This is a genomic window from Nonomuraea sp. NPDC005730 (genome assembly GCF_040630865.1).
In the GTDB taxonomy this organism is placed as follows: Bacteria; Actinomycetota; Actinomycetes; order Streptosporangiales; family Streptosporangiaceae; genus Nonomuraea.
The window spans coordinates 118,948-140,489 of record NZ_JBEXYK010000010.1; the positions used below are offsets into that span (position 1 = coordinate 118,948).

Annotated in this window: 16 protein-coding genes; 10 read left to right on the plus strand and 6 right to left on the minus strand. The window is 71.4% G+C overall.

The window, feature by feature from the left end; genetic code table 11:
• Positions 1 to 3 precede the first annotated feature (3 nt).
• Positions 4 to 1,077: a PLP-dependent cysteine synthase family protein gene (locus tag ABZ444_RS15870; RefSeq protein WP_357996501.1), complete on the minus strand. Its 1,074-nt coding sequence runs from the start codon at positions 1,075 to 1,077 to the stop codon at positions 4 to 6.
• A gap of 248 nt (positions 1,078 to 1,325) precedes the next feature.
• Between ABZ444_RS15870 and ABZ444_RS15875 the strand changes: the two genes are divergently transcribed.
• Entirely contained in the window at positions 1,326 to 1,913 is a 588-nt protein-coding gene (locus ABZ444_RS15875) for a sigma-70 family RNA polymerase sigma factor (protein WP_352324845.1), read from the plus strand.
• On the opposite strand, the gene ABZ444_RS15880 is transcribed toward ABZ444_RS15875, so the two are convergent.
• The gene (locus ABZ444_RS15880; protein ID WP_357996504.1) at positions 1,910 to 2,845 is read right to left on the minus strand and encodes a sensor histidine kinase; all 936 of its coding nucleotides are present in this window, start codon (positions 2,843 to 2,845) and stop codon (positions 1,910 to 1,912) included. The genes ABZ444_RS15875 and ABZ444_RS15880 overlap by 4 nt on opposite strands.
• 172 nt (positions 2,846 to 3,017) lie before the next feature.
• Here ABZ444_RS15880 and ABZ444_RS15885 point away from each other — a divergent pair, with 172 nt between their 5' ends.
• From ABZ444_RS15885 to ABZ444_RS15895, 3 genes are all read left to right on the plus strand, one after another.
• Positions 3,018 to 3,323: a hypothetical protein gene (locus ABZ444_RS15885; RefSeq protein ID WP_352324847.1), complete on the plus strand. Its 306-nt coding sequence runs from the start codon at positions 3,018 to 3,020 to the stop codon at positions 3,321 to 3,323.
• 112 nt (positions 3,324 to 3,435) lie between these two features.
• Positions 3,436 to 4,128 (plus strand): polysaccharide deacetylase family protein, encoded by a 693-nt coding sequence (locus ABZ444_RS15890; protein ID WP_357996507.1) that lies wholly within the window; start codon positions 3,436 to 3,438, stop codon positions 4,126 to 4,128.
• Between the two features lie 21 nt (positions 4,129 to 4,149).
• Positions 4,150 to 4,800, plus strand: coding sequence for a DUF2461 domain-containing protein (locus ABZ444_RS15895; RefSeq protein ID WP_357996510.1), 651 nt, complete (start codon positions 4,150 to 4,152; stop codon positions 4,798 to 4,800).
• Positions 4,801 to 4,804: 4 nt separating this feature from the next.
• Here ABZ444_RS15895 and ABZ444_RS15900 read toward each other — a convergent pair whose 3' ends face one another.
• Positions 4,805 to 7,243, minus strand: coding sequence for a hypothetical protein (locus tag ABZ444_RS15900; RefSeq protein WP_357996513.1), 2,439 nt, complete (start codon positions 7,241 to 7,243; stop codon positions 4,805 to 4,807).
• Between the two features lie 299 nt (positions 7,244 to 7,542).
• Complete coding sequence (gene typA / locus ABZ444_RS15905) at positions 7,543 to 9,393, minus strand: translational GTPase TypA (protein ID WP_357973020.1); 1,851 nt, start codon at positions 9,391 to 9,393, stop codon at positions 7,543 to 7,545.
• 185 nt (positions 9,394 to 9,578) lie between these two features.
• On the opposite strand from typA, the gene ABZ444_RS15910 reads away from it, so the two are divergent.
• From ABZ444_RS15910 to ABZ444_RS15935, 6 genes are read left to right on the plus strand one after another with little or no spacing between them, the layout of a single operon-like run.
• Positions 9,579 to 9,746: a hypothetical protein gene (locus tag ABZ444_RS15910; RefSeq protein ID WP_357996516.1), complete on the plus strand. Its 168-nt coding sequence runs from the start codon at positions 9,579 to 9,581 to the stop codon at positions 9,744 to 9,746.
• A 55-nt stretch (positions 9,747 to 9,801) separates the two neighbouring features.
• Entirely contained in the window at positions 9,802 to 10,548 is a 747-nt protein-coding gene (locus tag ABZ444_RS15915; RefSeq protein ID WP_357996519.1) for an AMP-binding protein, read from the plus strand.
• A gap of 52 nt (positions 10,549 to 10,600) precedes the next feature.
• Positions 10,601 to 13,015, plus strand: a complete 2,415-nt coding sequence (locus tag ABZ444_RS15920; RefSeq protein ID WP_357996522.1) for a LuxR C-terminal-related transcriptional regulator — start codon at positions 10,601 to 10,603, stop codon at positions 13,013 to 13,015.
• A gap of 56 nt (positions 13,016 to 13,071) precedes the next feature.
• Positions 13,072 to 13,500, plus strand: coding sequence for an AMP-binding protein (locus ABZ444_RS15925; protein ID WP_357996525.1), 429 nt, complete (start codon positions 13,072 to 13,074; stop codon positions 13,498 to 13,500).
• A gap of 37 nt (positions 13,501 to 13,537) precedes the next feature.
• Positions 13,538 to 15,961, plus strand: a complete 2,424-nt coding sequence (locus ABZ444_RS15930) for a LuxR C-terminal-related transcriptional regulator (protein ID WP_357996528.1) — start codon at positions 13,538 to 13,540, stop codon at positions 15,959 to 15,961.
• Positions 15,962 to 15,971: 10 nt separating this feature from the next.
• Positions 15,972 to 16,724, plus strand: a complete 753-nt coding sequence (locus ABZ444_RS15935; RefSeq protein ID WP_357996531.1) for an alpha/beta fold hydrolase — start codon at positions 15,972 to 15,974, stop codon at positions 16,722 to 16,724.
• Between the two features lie 222 nt (positions 16,725 to 16,946).
• Here the strand turns inward: ABZ444_RS15935 and ABZ444_RS15940 are convergent, their stop codons facing one another.
• Both ABZ444_RS15940 and ABZ444_RS15945 read right to left on the minus strand, forming a co-directional pair.
• Positions 16,947 to 18,380: an aldehyde dehydrogenase gene (locus ABZ444_RS15940; RefSeq protein ID WP_357972994.1), complete on the minus strand. Its 1,434-nt coding sequence runs from the start codon at positions 18,378 to 18,380 to the stop codon at positions 16,947 to 16,949.
• Positions 18,381 to 18,506: 126 nt separating this feature from the next.
• Positions 18,507 to 21,530: a M14 family zinc carboxypeptidase gene (locus tag ABZ444_RS15945; RefSeq protein WP_357996535.1), complete on the minus strand. Its 3,024-nt coding sequence runs from the start codon at positions 21,528 to 21,530 to the stop codon at positions 18,507 to 18,509.
• Positions 21,531 to 21,542 lie beyond the last annotated feature (12 nt).

Below are 21,542 nucleotides of genomic sequence, written 5' to 3' on the forward strand. Positions count from 1 at the left end.
CGCTCAGCGCGGCAGCAGCGCCCGCAGGTCGGCCAGGTGGGGTTGGAGGTCCAGCCCCTGGCCGGCCAGCCATTCCGGGTTGTCGTAGGTGCCCTTGTAGCGGTCGCCGCGGTCGCAGATCAGGGTGACGACGCTGCCCTGGACGCCCGCTTCGCGCATCTCCCTGACGAGCTCGACGCACGCCGCCATGTTCGTCCCCGTGGAGCCGCCGACGTCCAGGCCGGTGACCTCGCGGGTCCAGTGCATGGCGGCGATCGAGCGGGCGTCGGGGACGGCGATCATGCGGTCGATCACGCTGGGCAGGAACGACGGCTCCACCCGGGGACGCCCGATGCCCTCGATCCGCGACCCGGAGGCCGTCACCGTTGGGTCGCCCGAGACCCAGCCCGGGTAGAACGCCGAGCCCTCCGGATCGACCACGGCCAGGCGGGTGGGGTGGCGGCGGTAGCGGATGTAGCGGCCGATCGTGGACGACGTGCCGCCGGTGCCGGCGCCGACGACGATCCAGGCGGGCTCGGGGTGCGGCTCCATGGACATCTGGGAATAGATCGATTCGGCGATGTTGTTGTTGCCACGCCAGTCGGTCGCGCGTTCGGCGTAGGTGAACTGGTCCATGAAGTGGCCCCCGGTCTCGGCGGCCAGCCGGTGAGATTCGTCATAGATCGCCCCGGGGTCGGCGACGAGGTGACATTTCCCGCCGTAGAACTCGATGAGGTGGCACTTCTCGGGCGACGTGGACGCCGGCATGACGGCGATGAACGGCAGGCCGAGCAGCCGGGCGAAATACGCCTCGCTGACCGCGGTCGAGCCGCTGGACGCCTCCACGATCGTGGTGGCCGGGCCGATCCAGCCGTTGGCGAGGCCGTACAGGAACAGGGACCGGGCCAGCCGGTGCTTCAGTGAACCGGTCGGGTGCACCGATTCGTCTTTCAGATAGAGGTTTACGCCCCAGTGCGAGGGAAGCGGAAAGACGTGCAGGTGAGTGTCACAACTTCGGTTGGCGTCGGCCTCCACCTTGCGGATGGCCTCCGCCACCCACCGACGTGTCCCCGTGTCGTGACGGTCCACAGATTCCATGTCCATACGCTATCCCCTGTGACTCTGACCACTATTCCTACGAAATTGGGTGGGTAGTGTTATGATAATGAGACTTGTCCGGCCGTGGACGTGACCACGCACGCCGCGAGCAGATGGACTACAAACCCCTTCTGACCTATGCGGACTCTCCTAACGCGTCCCTTACCTGGGAGTTGCGAGGATGAGGAACGCTGTCAGGCGGCTTGTGCCGAACGGGGGATAGCGCAAGGGGGAATGAATTGATCACTATGACCGATGAGCAGCGTCAGGACTGGTTCGAGCGCGATGTCGTGCCCGTGACGTCGCAGCTGTTCGCTTCCGCCATGCGCCTGACCCGTAACGCCGCCGACGCCGAGGACCTGGTGCAGGAGACCGTCGCCAAGGCGTACACGTCCTATCACCAGTTCCGTGAGGGCACCAACCTCAAGGCGTGGCTGCACCGCATCCTCACCAACAACTTCATCAACGACTACCGCAAGAAGCAGCGCTCGCCGAAGCTGTCGGCCGCCGAGGACATCGAGGACTGGCAGCTGCACGCCGCCGAGTCCCACACCTCGACGGGCCTGCGCTCGGCCGAGACCGAGGCGCTCGACCGGCTGCCCGACAGCGTCGTGATGAACGCCCTGCGCTCCCTGCCCGAGGACTTCCGCGTGGCCGTCTACCTGGCCGACGTCGAGGGGTTCGCGTACAAGGAGATCGCCGAGCGCATGGGGACGCCCATCGGCACCGTGATGTCCCGTCTGCACCGTGGCCGCCGCCAGCTCCGCGGCATGCTGGAGGACTACGCGCGGGAGGAGGGCGCCGTGCGCCTTCCCGCTCCCCGCGCCGCGGCCTAGGAGGAGTCCAGGGACAGACGAAGGCGGACGCGCAACACGCCGCCTTCGTCGCGCAGTTGCACCCGGTCGCAGAGCTGCCGGCTGATCCAGAGCCCGTACCCCCGCGGGGACTCGGGCTCCGGCGGTATGTAGCCCGGTAGGGGGTCGTCGAGCGCCCCGCCGGGATCGGCGATCTCGCAGACGAGGTCGCGTTCCTCCACCCACATCGTGATCGTGCCGAACCCGGCGCCGTGCTCGACGCAGTTCGCGGCGATCTCCGAGACGCTGAGCACCAGCGAGGAGATGAGGTTGCGGTCCATGCCGGCCGTCCTGGCGTAGTCGCCGACGGTCTGGCGCAGGCGCTTGAGCTCGCGGGCCGTGAAACGCACCAGGCAGGCCCCGGGGCCCGGCTCGGGGAACGGCGCGTCGTCGCCGTCGAGCACCAGCTCGTGGGGCTGTACGAACCGGCCGCTGGCGGCCTCGCCGCCCGACCCCAGCACCAGGGGATGGACGACCGAGGTGAGCTCGCGCACGGGCTCGGGTACGTGGCGCAGGTCGTACAGGCACATCATGACGGACGGGGCCGCGGCCAGGGCGGCGTTGACGACCGAGTCGTAGCGGATGAGGTCCTGGATCCGCAGCTCGCTCAGATCGGTCCAGACGGGCTCGCCGACGACCAGGGTGGGCCGGCCGCGCGTGTACTCGTGGTAGGCGGCCAGCATCCGGTGGGGGTGGTCGTACCAGGGGCCGGCCGGGCGGCTGTCGATGCGCCGCGCGTCGCCGTCGAGGGCCTCCGACAACAACGCCAGCCGGTCGGGGCGGTTGACGACCAGCACGCGCCGGTCTTCGTCCAGCGCGGTGCGCACGCGCGGCACGACGAGGTCGAGGAAGGCCCGATCGGAGTCGTACGGTACCGCGACGTGCTTCAGCGACTGTGCCCGCTCACGGCGCACGGCCGCAACCTAACAAGGGCGGCCCGGCCGCGCAACGGCGGAAGTCGACCAATAACGTCGAACGGCCTGCGCGTGACTCCCCGGAGTTTCATGATTACTCCATGTCTTGGACGGCTGATGCCCGTTGCTGGGTACATCTGTTGTGTACGGAAACGTCGGCAGGGGGTGGCGTGTGACCGAAGCCCGCGCGGCGGCGGAGAAACTCCAGGCGGAGCTGCACGGGCTGGGAGTCACCAGCGCGTACGAGGTGGGGGACGGAGCGACCATCTCGGTCTGGATAGGTCTCGTCGTGCACTACAGGGACGGTTTTTACCGTTGGCAGGAAGGTCCGGTTAAACGTCGTCATCTGGGTACGGATCCGGTTGGATGTGCCATGCGCGTGGCGCGCCGCTACAAGGAGCTGCACGCGGATATCCCACTCTGGTGGGACGACCTGGCCAGGGAACTACGGGGGAGACCGGTCCAGGACTATCCGTAAGGCCCCCGCGTGCGGTGTTTCGGGGGAAAACATGCGCATTTGGGCTTTGCCATTCGTCCTGATCGTTCTCGTGGGCTGCGCCACCCAACCGGTGCCGCGCCGACATTCCGCCATGATCCGGCCGCAGGTCAGTCCTGAGGTCCTGGCCAAGCGGCTGATCGCGCAGCAGGCCGACTGGCCGCGCAGCCGCAGGTTCGACTGCGGCAAGATCAAGTGTGTGGCCCTGACCTTCGACGACGGTCCAGGGCCCTACACCGGCAAGCTGCTCGACCTGTTGCGCCAGCGCCACGTCAGGGCCACGTTCTTCGTGCTGGGCGAGATGGTGGCCGCCGACAGCGGTGGCCGGATCACCCGCCGCATCGTGGACGAGGGCCACGAGATCGGCAACCACTCCTGGTCCCACCCGTCGCTGACCGGCCTGTCCCGCGAGGGGGTGCGCAACGAGCTGGGGCACACCGACGAGCTCGTCCACCGGCTGACCGGGATCAAGATGCGGGTGATGCGCCCGCCGTACGGCAGCACCGACGACGCCGTCGCCGCCGAGACCCGCCGCGAGGGCCTGGCCCAGATCCTGTGGGACGTCGACACCCTCGACTGGCTGCACCGCGAGCCCGCAGCCGTGGTCAGGCGGGCCGACACCGCCAAGGCCGGGTCGATCGTGCTCATGCACGACATCCACCCCACCACTGTCGAGGCCGTGCCGAAGGTGCTCGACACGCTCGCCAAGAAGGGCTACACGTTCGTGACGGTCTCGGAACTGTACGGCCGCCCGCCCACGCCGGGCCGCACGTACACCGCACGGTGAGTGGCATGGCACCCTTGGGCCATGGCTTTCACCGGCTTCCCCGACGAGGCGTTCATCTTCTACGAGGGCCTTGAGGCGGACAACTCCAAGACCTACTTCACCCGCCACAAGCACCTCTACGAGGACGCGGTGCGCGGGCCCATGACGGAGCTCACCGACGAGCTGGCCGCCGAGTTCGGCCCGGCCCAGCTCTTCCGGCCCTACCGTGACGTGCGCTTCTCCAAGGACAAGACGCCGTACAAGACCCATCAGGGCGCCTTCGTCGACCTGATGCCCGGCATCGGCTACTACGTCGAGATCAGCGCCGCCGGCCTGTACGTCGCCGGCGGCCGCTACACCCAGGCCGCCGACCAGGTCGCCCGCTACCGCGCGGCCGTGGACGAGGACGTGTCGGGCAAGCCGCTGGAGTCGATCACGGCCCGGCTCGCCGACGCCGGCTACACCATCGGCGGCGAGCGCCTGAAGACCAGGCCGCGCGGCTTCGACGAGGACCACCCGCGCATCGAGCTGCTGCGCCACAAGTCCCTGTTCGCGGGCGTCCGCCACGAGCCGGAGCCGTGGGTGCACACGGCCGAGGTGCGCGGGCGCGTCGAGCGGGCCTGGCGCGACTTCGCGGCGCTGGTCGACTGGCAGTGCGCGCACGTCAGGGGCAGCGAGCTGCCGCGCCGCTGACGGGTCACCGCTGGCTCGTGGTGACCTGGTCCCCCTTCAGGATGCGGTCGACCGTCTGCCCGGCCGCCGAGCTGGCCGCCGTCGTGCCCACGGCCAGCGCGAGGGCCAGGGTCGGCGCGGCCAGGCTGCGCACGCTGCGCAGGTTGCGCACCCTGGCCCACGGCTCGCCGGCCAGGTGCATGATCCGCCACTCCCAGAACAGCCCGAGCCCGACGCAGACCATCATCACCTGCCCCACCACGATGGCCACGACCTGGGCCTTGTCGAGGGGGCCGATGTCCGGTTCGACCAGCGTCGACAGGTAGCCGGCCAGGCTGGTCAGCAGGGCCGCGACGGCCAGGTGCAGCGCCTTGGTCATCGGCTGGGTGCCCCTGACGCACGGGTAGAAGTAGCCGAACAGGAAGCCGAACGCGGGCAGGGTGAGCAGGTAGCGGCCGTCGAAGAGGAAGCTGGTCAGGTCCGCGCCCTCCGGCCGGCCGTAGACCAGCGCGAAGGGCAGGCTGAGCAGCAGGCTGACGGTGAAGGCCGACACGCCGTTGTGCCAGGGCGTGCAGCCGGCCGCCGTGGCGAAGGCGGTCTCGGGATGGCGGCCGTGCTCGCGCAGCGCCGACTCCAGCGCCTGCCGCCGCTGGTCGAACTCGGCCATCGACATGTCCGCGGCCAGCCTGGTCCGTCCCGCGCGGTACAGCTCCTGCTCGGCGAGCAGCAGCAGGCGTCTGTGCAGGGCCGCGCGGACGAACTGCCGGTGCTCCTCCTGCGTGTCCGGCTCCACGACGGACGCGGGCGGCCCGGCCAGCAGCCAGCGCGCGGTCAGCCAGGCCACGATCGAGGTGATCGCCAGCAGCGGCAGCGGCACGTCGATGTCGGCCAGCGTGGTGCTGCCGCCGGGCGTGATGTAGAGCACCATCAGCACGACGACCATCGTCGACTCGGCGGCCGGGTCGCGCACGGCCGCCGCCCGGCAGCCCAGCCGCCACAACCGCAGCACCAGCATCACGAACCCGAGCAGCAGCAGCCCGAGCACCCCGCGGACCAGCGGGTCCAGCGGCAGGCTGCCGATCGTCGGGACGCCCGCGCGGGGCACGGCCAGGCTCCACGACCCCGCGTCCAGCCATTCCGTGGGCCAGCCCTGCACGAGCAGGCTCACCACGACCGCGCCCACCACCGCGGCCCGGCTCCACCGCCTGGTCGCCACGGTCACCGCCGCCACGGGGATCATCGCCCAGCTCAGCGCCAGCAGCAACCGGACGCTGTCGGGCGGGTACACGCCGTCCAGCAGCGCCCGCAGCCACAGGGCCAGCGCCAGCAGCCCGACCGCGGCCTCGGCCCACAGCGCGGCCAGGCGGACGACCACCGGCCTGACCCCGAGGTCCACGCTGAAGCCGACCGCCGCGCCCGCCGCCGCCAGGGCCGCGACGGCCGCGCCGGTCAGCAGCACGCGTCCGGGGAGCTGGCCGTGCAGCCAGGACCAGCTCAGCATGCCGATCCCGACCAGCAGGCCGATCCCGGTCACCGTGAGCAGGTCGCGGCCGGTCCACGGCGGGCTGGTGGGCAGCACCCGTCCGGCGTGCCGCAGGGCCATCACCGGCACGGCGACGAACAGGATCACGTACCCGACCGGCGACCACTCCGCGGCGACCAGCGGGATCAGCAGGGCCGGCGCGGCGATGGCCAGGCCGACGACCAGCTCCCTGTTGGGCACCCGCTGCCACCACCGACGGCCGAGCGAGCGCACCAGGAACACCGCCAGCGCGCACGCCGTGAGCACGCCGAGCGCGGTGGCCCAGGAGAAGTCGTCCTCCTCGGCGACGTCGGGGAAGCCGTAGGACCCGGGGGCCAGCGTCAGGCTCACCGGGTAGGCGCCGACGGAGAACCGCAGCAGCCCGCGCTCCTGCCGTTCCGGCTGGATGCCCTCGACGCGCAGCACGGTCCACTCGCCGGGCAGCACGGTGACCGCGCGTACCACGACGATCAGCGGGAGCGCGGTCGGCGAGGTGAAGTCGAGCCGCAACAGCCCCTCGACCTTGACCTGGCGCAGCAGTGTCACGGTGAACTCGGCCGTGACGTGCCCCGGCGAGGAGACGACGAGCGGCGCGAGCCGGGTGGTGGGCGCCAGGCTCTGGCCGTCCACCTTGAGCGCGCCGAACCCGGAGTCGGTCACCTGCGGCAGCGTGCCCGGGAAGCCGCCGCCCTGGCGCAGCGCCTCGGCCAGCGGGTCGTCGGGACGCATGTCCAGCCGGTGCCTGACGGTGATCCTGACCTGCCGCTGCCGGGGATCGATCCGCCCCTCGGGGACGGCGTCGAGGTCGGCGGCGCGGGCCCGGGTGACCGAGACCTCGGTGGCGGCCGTACGGGCCCATCCGGCGGCCGGGTCGGCGCGGGCGGCGGCGGCCGCCCACGGATTGGTCACGACGGTGCTCTTGGGCCTGTCGGACCCGGTCACGGGTCTGGCTGCGATGGTGCACCAAACGATCGCCCCGAACGACACCAGAGCCAGCCCGAATGAAATTGCCATCCGGAGCTTTCCCACAATTGGGATGATTCTCCGGCATGCCGAAATGTTCTATGGCATAGGGTCACGGTGTTATCACAGATGGTCTCATGACCACGTTTCTTTACACCGTGACACGGGAGAGACGTTCCATCGCGCGTGCTCGGGCCGATCGTTGACAGGCCCCGCTGACACGGAAGCCGCGTGTCACCGGGAAAAGTGACACGCGGCCGTGGTGCGGAGAAAACGAATCAGACCCGCTTGGCGCGGGCGGCTGCGCGGCCGCGGGTGGCGGCGTCGAGCACGACCTTGCGGATGCGGACCGCGTCGGGCGTGATCTCCACGCACTCGTCCTCGCGGATGAACTCCAGCGCCTGCTCCAGCGAGAGCGTCCGCGGCGGGATGACCTTCTCGGTCTCCTCGCTCGTGGACGAGCGCATGTTCGTGAGCTTCTTCTCCTTGGTGATGTTCACGTCCATGTCGTCGGAACGCGAGTTCTCACCGATGATCATGCCCTCGTAGACCTCGGTGGTCGGCGAGACGAACAGCGTGCCGCGCTCCTGGAGGTTGAGCATGGCGAACGCGGTCACCGGGCCCGACCGGTCGGCCACCAGCGAGCCGTTGTTGCGGGTGCGCAGCTCGCCGAACCAGGGCTCGTAGGAGTCGAAGACGTGGTGGACCAGGCCGGTGCCGCGGGTCTCGGTCAGGAACTCGGTGCGGAAGCCGATCAGGCCGCGGGCCGGGACCACGAACTCCATGCGGATCCAGCCGGTGCCGTGGTTGGTCATGTGCTCCATGCGGCCCTTGCGGACGGCCAGGAGCTGGGTGACCGCGCCGAGGTACTCCTCCGGGCAGTCGACCGTCAGGCGCTCGACCGGCTCGTGCACCTTGCCGTCGATGGTCTTGGTGACCACCTGCGGCTTGCCGACGGTCAGCTCGTAGCCCTCACGGCGCATCTGCTCGACGAGGATGGCCAGCGCCAGCTCACCGCGGCCCTGCACCTCCCAGGCGTCGGGACGGTCGGTGGGCAGCACGCGCAGCGACACGTTGCCGACCAGCTCCTTCTCAAGCCGGTCCTTGACCATGCGGGCGGTGACCTTCGAGCCCTTGACCTTGCCGACCAGCGGCGAGGTGTTGGTGCCGATCGTCATCGAGATCGCCGGCTCGTCGACCGTGATCAGCGGCAGCGGGCGCGGGTCCTCCGGGTCGGCCAGCGTCTCGCCGATCATGATCTCGGGGATGCCCGCGATGGCGATGATGTCGCCGGGGCCGGCCTCCTCGGCCGGCTTGCGCTCCAGCGCCTCGGTCATCAGCAGCTCGGTGATCTTCACCTTCTGGATCGTGCCGTCGGTACGGCACCAGGCGACCTGCTGGCCCTTGCGCATGATGCCCTGGTGGATCCGGCACAGCGCGATACGGCCCAGGTAGGAGGAGGCGTCGAGGTTGGTGACGTGCGCCTGCAGCGGGGCGTTGGGGTCGTACGTGGGCGCCGGGATCGTCGACTTGATGATGTCGAACAGCGGCTCCAGGTCCTCCGAGTCGGGCATGCCGCCGTCGTCGGGACGGTTCAAGGAGGCGCGGCCGGCCTTGGCCGAGGCGTAGACGATCGGGAAGTCGATCTGCTCCTCGGTGGCGTCGAGGTCCATGAAGAGCTCGTAGACCTCGTCGACGACCTCCTTGATGCGGGCGTCGGGGCGGTCGACCTTGTTGATGCACAGGATGACCGGCATCTTGGCGGCGAAGGCCTTGCGCAGCACGAACCGGGTCTGCGGCAGCGGGCCCTCGGAGGCGTCGACCAGCAGCACCACACCGTCGACCATGGAGAGGCCGCGCTCGACCTCGCCGCCGAAGTCGGCGTGGCCGGGGGTGTCGATGATGTTCAGGGTCATGCCGCCGTGCTGGACGGCGGTGTTCTTGGCGAGAATGGTGATGCCCTTCTCGCGCTCCAGGTCGTTGGAGTCCATGACCCGGTCGTCGACGTCCTGGTTCGCGCGGAAGGCCCCGGACTGCCAGAGCATGGCGTCGACCAGTGTGGTCTTGCCATGGTCGACGTGCGCGATGATCGCGATGTTCCGCAGGTCGTCGCGGCTGTTCAAAGGCATGATGACTTCTCGCTCTGTGTCGTGGGGGCGGCCGCGCGAAGTCGCGACCCACCAAGTCTAGTTGATCCCCTCTCGTGACAAGAGCGGGACAAGGCGTCTGCGGCGCTGTATGGGGGAACGCCCCGGCCCGCGCGTCTGATTCCCGGCCTCCCGCATGGACCACGAGCAGGGGGCAACGAGCACCCGTGAGGACGAAGGGCCGGTGCTGCTCGTCGCGTGGGGGCGCGGCCGGCGAGCTCGACGCACCGCGGGTCCTGGGCGGAGGAGCCGGCGCCGGCCTGCGCCTGAACGTGCCCGCCGACCGGCTCGCCCCCCTCACCGAGCTGTACGAGCGCGAGACGGGACGTACATAGCAGGTTGCACATTTGTGTGCATGGCAGGAGCCGTCGCGGTCCCTACATTGTCGTCATGACGTGGACAGAGCTGGTTATGGGCTCGGCACCGAGCAAGGGCGACCAGCCGGCGGTGAGCGACGTCAGGACCGGCGAGGTGCTGTCGTACGCGCAGTTCGCCAGGCGGGTCACCCGCGCGGCGGGCGGGTTGCGGCGCGACGGGCTGACCTACGGCGACCGCGTCCTCATCGACCTGCCGCTCGGCGCCTCGCTGGTGGTGGCGGTCCACGCGGTGGCCTGGGCGGGCGGCGTCGCCGTGCTGGACGGCTCGGGTCCGGTCCGCATGGTGATCACCCGCGGCCCCCGTGCGCCCGGCGGCGTCGCCGCGGACCGGGTCTACGCCTTCCGCCCCTCGCCGGGCGCGCTGCCGTTCGCCGGGCTGCTCAACGCGAGCCCGGTGGAGTTCGGCCCGCTGGCGGGCGCGGCGCTGGCGCCGGGCGGCGGCCGCGTGCTCGACCACGACGAGCTCGCCGCCGACCTGCGCAACCTGGCCGCCCGCCTGGTGGTCGGCAAGGACGACGTCGTCGTCAACGCGGCCGGCGACCTGCTCAAGGGGCTGCGGGTGCTTGACCTGGCCCTGATGTCCGGCGCCCACGTGGTGATCGCCGCCAACGAGCCGACCGTCATCGGCTGCCGGGTGCTGGCCGCCGAGCGCAGGGCCACCATGGTCGTGGCGCCGTACGACGTCGCCAGGCGGCTGCTGGGAAACCCCATTCTGCGCGTTGTGGACGAAAGGGCGATCGTCAGCTCGCTTGGCCTGTGAAAAGTGCGACACTGTGCAAGAGTGTGATCCTTCGGCGACGCAGGGTGAACACATGCCAGAGGCCCCCCGGCACAATCTTCCAGCAGAGCCCAACCGGTTCGTGGGCCGCGAACGCGACCTCGACGACCTGCGCGGGTTGTTCGGCGAGACGCGCGTGGTCACGTTGTGCGGCGTCGGCGGCATCGGCAAGACCCGGCTGGCCCTGCGGGTGGCCGCCGGGCTGGTGGGCGGCTATCCGGGCGGGGTGTGGCTGGTCGAGCTGGCCCGGGTCAACCGTCCGGAGCAGATCGTCCAGGAGATCGCCAGGGTGCTGCGGGTGCGCGAGGAGAGCGGGCGCCCGCTGCTCGACACCGTCACCGCCCGGCTGCGCGAGCTGCGCTGCCTGCTGCTGCTCGACAACTGCGAACACCTGGTCGACGGGTGCGCCGGGGTGGCCGCCGAGCTGATCGCCTGCTGCCCCCGGCTGAGCATCCTGGCCACCAGCCGCGAGCCGCTGCGCATCGCCAGCGAGCTGATCTGGCGGGTGCCGCCGCTCGACCTGCCCGAGATGGGATACGCCGACGCCGAGTCGGTGCAGCTGTTCATGGACCGGGCCGCCGCCGCCGGCACCCGGCTCGGCCCCGACACCCTGCCCGACGTGGTCCGCCTGTGCCAGGCGCTCGACGGGCTGCCGCTGGCCCTGGAGCTGGCGGCGGCCCGTACGAGCCTGCTCAGCCCCGGGCAGATCGCCGACCGGCTCGACGACCGCTTCTCGCTGCTGACCACGGGCGGCCGTACGGCCCCGGCGCGGCAGCGCACGCTGCTGGCCACCGTCGACTGGAGCTACGACCTGCTGTCGGCCAAGGAGCAGGTGCTGCTGCGCAGGCTGTCGGTCTTCGCCCGCGACTTCGACCTCGACCTGGCCGAGCAGGTCTGCGCCGAGCGGCCCATCGCCCGGGACGAGATCGTCGATCTCCTCGGCGGCCTGGTCGACAAGTCCCTCGTGCTGTGCGACGAGGAACGCAGGCGCTACCGGATGCTGGAGACGATCAAGCGGTACGCGATGAAGCGGCTGGACCGGGCCGGCGAGCGCGAGGACGTCCGTGAGCGGCACCTGACCGTGCTGTGCGATCTGCAGGAACGCCACTTCACGACCGAGATGGTCCGGCCGGGCGTGCCCTGGCCGGAGCGGCTGGAGTGCCTGACGGCCAGCAAGCAGCTGCTCGACGACCAGCGGGCCGCCCTCGACTGGGCCGCCGAGTCCGGCAACGCGCGGCTCGGCCTGCGCCTGTGCGCCGCCAGCACCGCCCTGCTGCCCATCTCCGGCAATCTGACCGAGATCGTCGGCTGGATCGAGCGGCTGCTCTCGCTCGACCTCGAACCCGTCCCCGACGGGCAGGTCGCGCAGGGCAAGGCGTACCTCGCCTACGGGCTGGAGGCGCGCGACGAGCTCAGCCGGTCGCTGGAGGTGGCCACGCAGAGCCTGGCGGGCCTGGGCGAGGAGAACGTGTTCACCCGCTGCGTCATGCACAGCCTCGTGGTCGTGGTCCTGCTCCGCATGGGCCGCATCGACGAGGCGCTGCACCACGCCGAGCGGGGCCTGGCCGAGGCCACCGAGTCGGGCGACGCCTGGAACCAGGCGGCGGGGCTGGCCGGGCTGTCGGCGGTGGCGCTGACCAGGGGCCGGCTGCGCGAGGCCCAGCGGCTGGGCGACGAGGCCCTGGCGCGGGCGCGCGAGCACGGCCACCGCTGGCTCATGGCCAGGATGGCCGCCCAGCTCGGCGCGGTGGCCGAGGCCCGCGGCGACCTGGAGACCGCCAAGTCCCGCTACGAGCTGGCCGTCCCGTGGTTGTGCGAGCTGGGCAGCGACTCGGAGCTGGCGCGCTGCCTGGCCAGGGTGGGCCGGGTCGCGGCCATGCTGGGCGAGTTCGCCGCGGCCAGGGAGCGGCTGGCCGACAGCCTCGCGCTGAGCCGGCAGACCGGCCAGCGGCAGGGGGTGGCCCGATGCCTGGCCGGCCTGTCGGTGCTGGCCGAGCACGAGGGCGACCTCGACGGCGCGGTGCTGGCCGCCGCCGCCGCGGCCACGCTGCGCGAGTCGATCGGCCAGCACTCGGCCACGATCAGGATCGAGGAGCTGCTCTCGCGCGCCCGCGCCAAGCTCGGCGAGGGCCGCACGGCCTCCCTGTGGTCGCGCGGCCGGGCGATGAGCCCCGACGCCGCCGCCCGCCAGGTGCTGGCGGGGGAGCGGCCCGCGGCGCCGCCGCCCGTGCCGGCCGAGCCGGTCAGGCACTCGCTGCTGACCGTGCGCGAGCTGGAGATCGCCGGCCTGCTCACCCGCGGCCTGTCCAACCGGGCCATCGCCGAGGAGCTGGTGATCAGCCCGGCCACGGTCGCCCGGCACATCGCCAACATCATGGAGAAGCTGGGGTACACCTCGCGCGCGCAGATCGCGGTGTGGGCCGCCGAGCACCCCAGCGCTTCTGCATAGGGATCTGCATATTCCGCCCCATGTAGGCACGTGACCCCCTCCCTACCGTGGACGCCATGGATGAGCACATCGTCATGGTGGACTCCGGGACGGGCGTGGAGCTCACCGAGAAGCAACTGGACGAGCGGTCGGCGATCGCGACCGCCCAGTTGCGGCGCAGAGGGGTACGCGCGGGCGACACGGTGCTCGTCTGCCTGCCCGTGGGGCCCGACCTGCTGGTGGCGGCGGACGCGGTGATGGCGGCGGGCGGCGTCGTCTGGCCGGTGCCCGCCGACCTCGACCGTGCCGGGCTGGGCGAGCGCATCCGGGCCAGCGGCGCGCGGGTGATGATCTCCGACGTGCCGGAGGCGGTGGAGGCGGCCGAGGAGTCGCGCGTGCGGATCGTGATGAGCGTGGCCGAGCTGGGCGGGCGGCATCCGTATCCGCGCAGTCGCGGACAGTCCACGGAAAGTGATCGCACGCGGTCGGCCGGAGGTGGAGACTGAGCGCACCTGTGATCCTCCGCTGACCCTGGGCACCGACATGACTCCGCCAGTTCCGCACAACCTGCCCGCAGAGCCCAACCGTTTCGTCGGCCGCGGGCGCGACCTGACCGAGCTGAGCACGCTGGTCCACGACGAACGCGTGGTCACGCTGAGCGGCGTCGGCGGCATCGGCAAGACCCGCCTGTCGCTGCGGGTGGCGGCCAGGGCCGCGCCGGGCTTCGCCGACGGCGTCTGGCTGGTCGAGCTGGCCCGCCTCGCCGACCCCGCCCTGATCGTCAACGAGATGGCCGGCGTGCTCGGCGTCCGCGACGAGGCCCCGGGGCGGCTGCTCGACGGCCTGCGCGTACGGCTGCGCGAGGCCAGGGCGCTGATCGTGCTCGACAACTGCGAGCATCTGGTCGACCGCTGCGCCGAGCTGGTCGCCGGCCTGATCGCCGACTGCCCCCAGCTGCGTTTCCTGCTCACCAGCCGCGAGCCGCTGCGCATCCCCGGCGAGCTGGTCTGGCGGGTGCCGCCGCTGGAACTGCCCGACGACCACCATCCCGACGCCGAGTCCGTGCTGCTGTTCGTCGAGCGGGCGCTGGCGGCGGGGGCCAGGTCGGTGACCGGCAGCATGGACGACGTCGTCCGCCTGTGCCGGGCGCTCGACGGCCTGCCGCTGGCGCTGGAGCTGGCCGCGGCCCGGACGAGCCTGATGAGCCCGGGCCGCATCGCCGACCGCATCGGCGACCGGTTCACCCTGCTGACCAGGGGCGACCGTACCGCGCCCGCCCGCCAGCGCACCCTGCTGGCCACCGTCGAGTGGAGCCACGACCTGCTGCGGCCCAAGGAGCGCGTGCTGCTGCGCCGGCTGTCGGTGTTCGCCGGGCTGTTCGACCTGGTCGTGGCGGAACGGGTGTGCGCCGACGGCGGCATCGTGCCCAGGGCCGAGCTGCTCGACCTGCTCAACGGCCTGGTGGACAAGTCGCTGGTGCTCCACCACGACGGGCGCTACCGCCTGCTGGAGACCATCAGGCAGTACGCCGCCGAGCGGCTGGCCGAGGCGGGCGAGCTGACCCGGCTGCGCGACCGGCACCTGCGGGTGATCTGCGAGGAGATGGAGCACTGCTACCAGGCCGGCACGCTCGACCCGCGCATGCCCTGGTCCGCCCGCGTCCCGCACTTCGTCAGGGGCCGCGCGCTGATGGACGACTGCCGGGCGGCGGTGGAGCGGGCGGTGGAGTCGGCCGACCCGGTGCTCGGGCTGCGCCTGGCCCGTGCCGCCCTGGCGATCCTGGCCGTACGCGGTGAGCTGGGCGAGACCGTCGGCTGGCACCAGCGGCTGCTCGCCCTCGACCTGTCCCCGGTGCCCTCCGACGTGGTCGCCGTGGCCAAGGGCGGCCTGGCGTACGGGCTGGAGATCTGCGACGAGCTGGCCCGCGCCGAGGAGCTGGTCGTGCAGGGGGTGGAGGAGCAGAAGAGGCATCCTTACACCCACTGGCTGGGCGTCACCTACAGCGTGGCGCTGGCCGTGTTCTTCCGCACCGGCCAGAGCGAGAAGGCGCTGCGTTACCTGGAGGAGCTGGAGGCGGCGGCCACCGCCCACGACGACCTGTTCAACCTGGCCACGGTCCGCATCGCCCAGCTCAACCTGGCGCTGTTCCGCGGCCAGCTCCGCCAGGCCCGCCGGCGCGGCGAGCAGGCGCTGGCCCTGGCCAGGGAGGCCGGCCACCACTGGACGCTGGCCAGGGCGCTGACCCACCTGGGCGCGGTGGCCGAGGCGGCGGGCGACCTGGAGGCCGCCATGACCTGCCACACCTCGGCCCTGCCGCTGCTGGAGGACATGGGCAACCGGGTCGAGCTGGCCCGCTGCCAGGCCAAGCTGGGCCGGGTGGCGGCCCGGATGCACGACTATCCGGCCGCCCGGCTGCACCTGGCCGCGAGCCTGGCGCTGAGCACCCGCACCGGCCAGCGCAGGGGCGTGGTGCGGGCGCTGACGGCCATGTCGGCGCTGGCGGCCGAGCAGGGCGACCTGGAGGGCGCGGTGCTGGCCGCCGCCGCCGCGACCGCGCTGCGCGAGGCCATCGGCCAGTACGGCGTCCCCGGCCCGGTCCAGGAGCTGCTCACGCGGGCCAGGGCCGGGCTCGGCGAGGGCCGGGTGTCGCTGCTGTGGGTCAAGGGGGCCCGGCAGTCGCCCGACGAGGTCGCCAGGCGCGTGCTCGATCCCGGCCAGGCCGTTCCCGCGGGGCCGTCCGGGCCGTCGCCGGGGGGTTGGCAGGGCGGGCTGACCGGCCGGGAGCTGGAGATCGCCGCGCTGCTCACCGGCGGCCTGAGCAACCGGGCCATCGCCCTGAAGCTGGTGATCAGCCCGGCCACGGTGGCCCGGCACGTCGCCAACATCATGGAGAAGCTGGGCTTCGCCTCCCGGGCCCAGATCGCGGTGTGGGCCACCGAGCACGGCCTGGAAACGGACCACGAATAAGCTGGTATTCATGCCTTTCGCGCCCAATTTCCCGGTGATGCTCAGGACCGAGGACGGTGTCCGCATCGACGCCGCCCACACCCCCTCGGCGGCCGGGGACATCGGGATCGTCATGGCGCACGGCTTCACCGGATCCTGGCGCGAGCGCACCGCCCGCCGCATCGCGCACGTGCTCAGCGGCCACGGCGGCGTGCTCGCGTTCGACTTCCGCGGGCACGGCCGCTCGGGCGGCGAGACGACGGTGGGCGACCTGGAGATCCTCGACGTCGAGGCCGCCGTACGGCATGCCCGCGTGGTCGGCTACCGCCGGATCGCGGTGGTGGGCTTCTCCATGGGGGCGGCGGTGGCCGTCCGGCACGCGGCGCTGCGCCGGGGCGTGGACGCGGTGGCGGCGGTCAGCGGCCCGGCGCGCTGGTACTACCGGGGCACCAAGCCCATGCGCCAGGTCCACTGGGCCATCGAGCAGCCGTTCGGCAGGTTCGCCGCCCGGCTGGCCAAGCGCACCAGGATCGCGAGCGGCCAGTGGGACCCGATCCCGATGCCGCCGCACGAGGCCGCCGCCCTGGTCTCGCCCGCGCCGCTGCTGGTCGTGCACGGCGACGCCGACGCCTTCTTCCCGCTGGACCACGCCCACCAGCTCTACGACGGCGCCCGCGAGCCCAAGGAGCTGTGGATCGAGCCGGGCTACGGGCACGCGGAGTCGGCCGCCAGCCCCGAACTCATCCGGCGTATCGGTAAATGGATCTCCTCGAACCTTTCGTGAGTAATACCCGTCTATCTAAGACGGATGGAAAGGATCCGCCGGGAGAAAAGTCCTCGGGGAAGGAAACCGCCTTGGCGGTGACCGTGGGACATACTTCAGTAGCCGGGCAGTCGCCGACTGTAGGCGGCGGATCCGGCACCTAGCGTCGCGGGGGCACGCTGGGTGCCTTCCCCGGCCCGCGAGAGGGGCCCCGCGGCGCGCGGGGCCCCTCTTCGCCCGCCGCTAGCCCAGCCGGGCGATCGTCTTGTACTCCAGGTAGCCGTTCAGGCCCTCGGGGCCGAGCTCGCGGCCGATGCCGCTGGCCTTGAAGCCGCCGAAGGGCGCGTTCGACTCCAGCATGAAGCAGTTGACGCCGTAGGTCCCGGTGCGCACCTGGCGGGCGACGTTCATGCCGCGCTCGGTGTCGGCCGTCCAGACCGTGCCGGCCAGGCCGTAGTCGCTGTCGTTGGCGATGCGCAGGGCGTCGGCCTCGTCCTCGTACGGGATCACCGCCAGGACCGGGCCGAAGATCTCCTCGCGGGCGATGCGCATGTCGTTGCCGACGTTGGCGAAGACCGTGGGGGCGACGTACCAGCCGCGGTCGCGGGGACGGTCGAGGCCGCCGACGACCACCTTGGCGCCCTCGTCCATGCCGATCTTGATGTAGCCCTCGACGCGCTCCTGCTGGCGCTTGGCCACCAGCGGGCCGATGCCGGTCGCCGGGTCGGCCGGGTCGCCGACGGGCTGGGAGTTGACCATGTTGGCCACGGCGTCCACGACCTCGTCGTACCGGCTGCGCGAGGCCAGGATGCGGGTCTGGGCGACGCACGCCTGGCCGTTGTTCATCAGCGTGGCCATGGCCAGGAAGCCCATGCTCGCCTGCAGGTCGGCGTCGTCCAGGATGATCGCGGCGGACTTGCCGCCGAGCTCCAGGCTGACCCGCTTGAGCTGCTCGCCGCAGATGGAGGCGATGCGGCGGCCGGCGGCGGTGGAGCCGGTGAAGGCCACCTTGTCGACGCCGGGGTGGGAGATCAGGTGCTCGCTCACCTCGCGCCCGGCGGGCACGATGTTGAGCACGCCCGCCGGGATCCCGGCCTCGGCCGCCCACTCGGCCAGCAGGTACGCGTCCAGCGGCGTCTCGGGCGCGGGCTTGAGCACGATCGTGCACCCGGCCAGCAACGCGGGCGCGACCTTGGTCATGGTCACGAACTGGGGCACGTTCCACGGGACGACGGCCGCGACGACGCCGACCGGCTCGCGCCGCACGGTGATCGGCCCGAACAGCCCGGGACGCTCCTCCTCCTGGGCGAACTCCTTGCCCAGCCCGGCGTAGAACTGCAGCATGCCGAGCGGCTGCGGCGCCTGCGCGAGGTTGGAGAAGGTGATCGGCGAGCCCATCTCCTCGGTGATCAGGGCGGCCATCTCGCCCTGGCGCTCGTTGTAGATCGCGGCCAGCCGCTCGATCACGGCGGCCCGCTCGGCGAACGTCATGCGCGGCCACGGCCCGTGGTCGAACGCCTGGCGGGCGGCGGCCACCGCGCGTTCCATGTCCTCGGCGGTGCCGTCGGGGACGCGGCCCACGACCTCCTCGGTGTGGGGGGAGATGACGTCGATCGTCCCGGTGCCCGCCGGGGTCACCCATTCGCCCCCGATGAACAGCTTGTCGTGCTGGCGCATGTCGTGAGCCTCCTGCTTGACCGAATGCTTGCTTGCTGCGCGTACGCCTCAAGGCGACCGAACCATGTTCTGTCCGTGCACGCAAGAGGGGCGCGGCAGCGGTGTGCCGCGCCCCTCGGGGTGTCGCTAGCGGGGGTCGCCCAGCAGGTGCCGCATCGACCGCTTGACCAGGTCCGTACGCGCGGCCTGGTCGCTCAGGCTCTCCACGCCGAAGCCCAGATAGACGGTGTCCGCGGTGACGATGCCGCCGCCCTCCTCGAAGACCTGGTCGGTGCGGAACCAGTTGTTGATCGAGGGGGCCGAGCCGGCCGGCGGTGCGGCGACGGCCCAGCCCCCGAGGTCGGACTCGAAGGAGGTGTCACCGGCCGCCGCGCCGTCCAGGGTGACCTTGGCGTCGTCGAGGAAGACGCCCGCACCCTGGGTGGACCAGTCGCTGAGGTAGGAGATCGACAGCTCGACCCGCTTGCCCGCGTACGCGGTCAGGTCCACCTTCCACTGCTGCCAGCCGCCGGAGTTGCCCGAGGCGGCGTGCCACGCGCCGGAGGACCCGGCCGGCTCGCAGGCCGCGCCCTGGTAGTGCTGGGTGAACGGGTGGATCACCCGCCAGCCGCCGCTGTTCTCCGCCTTGCAGCTCTCGCCGGTGCTCTGCGAGGTGTGGCCGTTGACGTCGGGGAGGGTGGTCCAGTCGTCGGCGCCCGCGGTGTGCGCCTCGACCGTCAGGAAGTCCCAGTCGGCCTCGGTGTCGTAGGAGGTCCAGAACGACAGGTCGCCGGAGCTCTTGCCGGTCAGGTCCACGGTCGTGGTCAGCCGTTTCCAGGAGACGTCGGCGATGCCGCTGTAGACGTCCCAGGAGCCGGTGTGGGGGTCGAAGGGGCCGCCCGGGCGTACCCACTTGACCTGGGCCGAGCTCGCGAACAGCGGGAACTGCGCCGGTGGCAGGATGGCCGAGGTTGCCACGAACGAGTTGGTGTGGCCGGGCTGCAGCGTGCCGGCGAAGCCCTCGAATCTGCCGCCGTTGCCCTTCAGCGCGAACGGCTGCCCGCTCGCCTGGTCGGTGCCCCCGTCGTCGAAGAAGACGTAGGCGCCCAGCCAGTACTGCTGGAAGTCGTTGAACACCTGGATGCACGGCGGGTCGTCGGGGACCGTGCACTCGGGGTGGCCGGGTTGGTCGGGCTCGTAGTAGTACGCGCCGTTGTTGTTGGCCGCGTACGAGGGGTACTTGCCGGCGTGCAGCAGCTTGCCGCCCTCGTTCAGGTAGTCGCGCACCGCCAGCTCGGTGTCCACGCCGCCCTTCGACGTGGTGCCGGCGACCTGCCCGGGGGAGCGGGGGATGACGTCGTCGCCGGTCTCCCAGACCACCGCCTTGTAGTGGCTGAGCACGCCGAGCGGGTGCGGAGCCCTGCGGCCCATCTTGTCCACGTCGTAGACGTCGGTCGTGTATCCGGCGTCCTGGAGCGCCTTGACGTAGTCGGCGGCGTACTTGGCCTCGGTCCCGCCCTGGGCCGGGCTGAGGCCGGTGACGTCCTCGGCGGCCAGCACGAGCACCTTGCCGCCGATGTCGTCCTGCACGGTGTAGGTGAAGTCGCCGCTCTTCCTGCCGATCGCGCTGAACCAGACCTTGACCTTGTCGCCCGGCCGGGTGCCGGTGATCCTTCCGCGCAGCCGGTGGTAGTAGCGGTCGTAGCCCTTGCCGTACCGCTCGCCGCCCTTCCACTCGCCGGTCGGTGCGATCCTCGTCCGGCCGCCGTTGACCTGGTAGTTGAGCAGGACGGGGCCGATCCTCCGCTTGGCGGTGACCTGGACGGCCTGGTCGGTGCCGTAGCTGAACTCGAACGGGTCGAGCACGAAGTCGGGCGTCCTGTTGCCCAGGTGGCTGACCGGCTCGACCGGGTCGGCCGCGGACCTGGCGACGTCGAGCGCGAACGGCAGGTTCTTCGCGAACTCCGCCTGCACCGCCGCCTCGTCGTCGGGGAAGACGAACCCGCAGCCGTCGCAGCCCTCGTCGAGCTCCGGCGTCCAGGACAGGGTGCCGTACCGGGCGTGGGCGTGGTCGTTGGTGTCGCCGTTCGTGGTGTAGAGCTCCGCGCCGAGGTCGGGGTCGAACCCGGGGACGGCCGGGGCGTCGTCGTCGCCGGTCAGGGCCTCGTAGATCGGGTTGTCGGCGGTCTTCGTGGCGATCTGGAACCCGCTCGGGTAGAGCAGCAGCGGGCCGAAGGAGTGGTAGTTCAGGTTCATCTCGAACCTGACCCGGTTGAGCAGGCCGTCCATGGCCCTGGTCTCCGGCTCGCTGGCCGGGCCGGTCCCGCGGAAGGTCTCGCTGCTCGGGATGCTCGACGAGCCCTCCTCGTCGTAACGGAAGTTCGTGGGGAAGTTGCGGTTCGGGTCCACGCCGTCGCCGTTGGCGATCTTCCCGTCGCCGTCGTTGTCGCGCAGGTTCTTGCGCCACAGGCGGTTGCCCTCGGTGAAGGTGAAGTCGTAGCCGTCGGGGTTGGCCACCGGCACGAACCACAGCTCGGTCCGGTTGAGCAGGTCCCGCAGCGCCGACCTGTTGGCGACCACGTACTTCAGCAGCCGCATGTCCACCTCGGCGGCGATCCACTCGCGGGCGTGCTGGGTGGCCGAGTACAGCGTGGCGGGCTTGAGGCCGTCGGGCAGCAGCCGGGCTCCGGTGGAGACCTTGGCGGCGAGGATGTCCTGGCCCTTGAGCGTCTTGCCGATGGACTGCAGCTTGACGATGTCCCTGTTGGCGTTCGCGATCGCCCTGAGCTGGTCGGCGATGCCGCCCTGCTCGGAGTACGACCGCCACACGGTGTAGCCGCCGGCCGCCTGGGCCTTGGCGGCCTGGAGGTTGCTCTGCCCCTGCGGGTTGCGCACGGGCTCGGGCCGCAGGCCGAGCTTGGCCAGCCCGGCCAGGTCGGCCTGGGCGGCGGTCAGCTCGACGTGCTCCTTGTCGCCGCCGTTCTCGTGCTGGACGACGTCGAAGCCCTTCTCCCGCAGGAACTGGGCGGTGCCCGGCTTGCCGTCCACCTGGTAGAGGTCGATGCGGTCGCCGGGCGGCAGCGGATCGACCGACGCCTCGGCGGTGAGGGGGACGAGGGAGGTGCCCAGGCCGAGAAGCACGGCCGCGGCGATGGTCATGATTCGAGACACGATCTGCCCCTT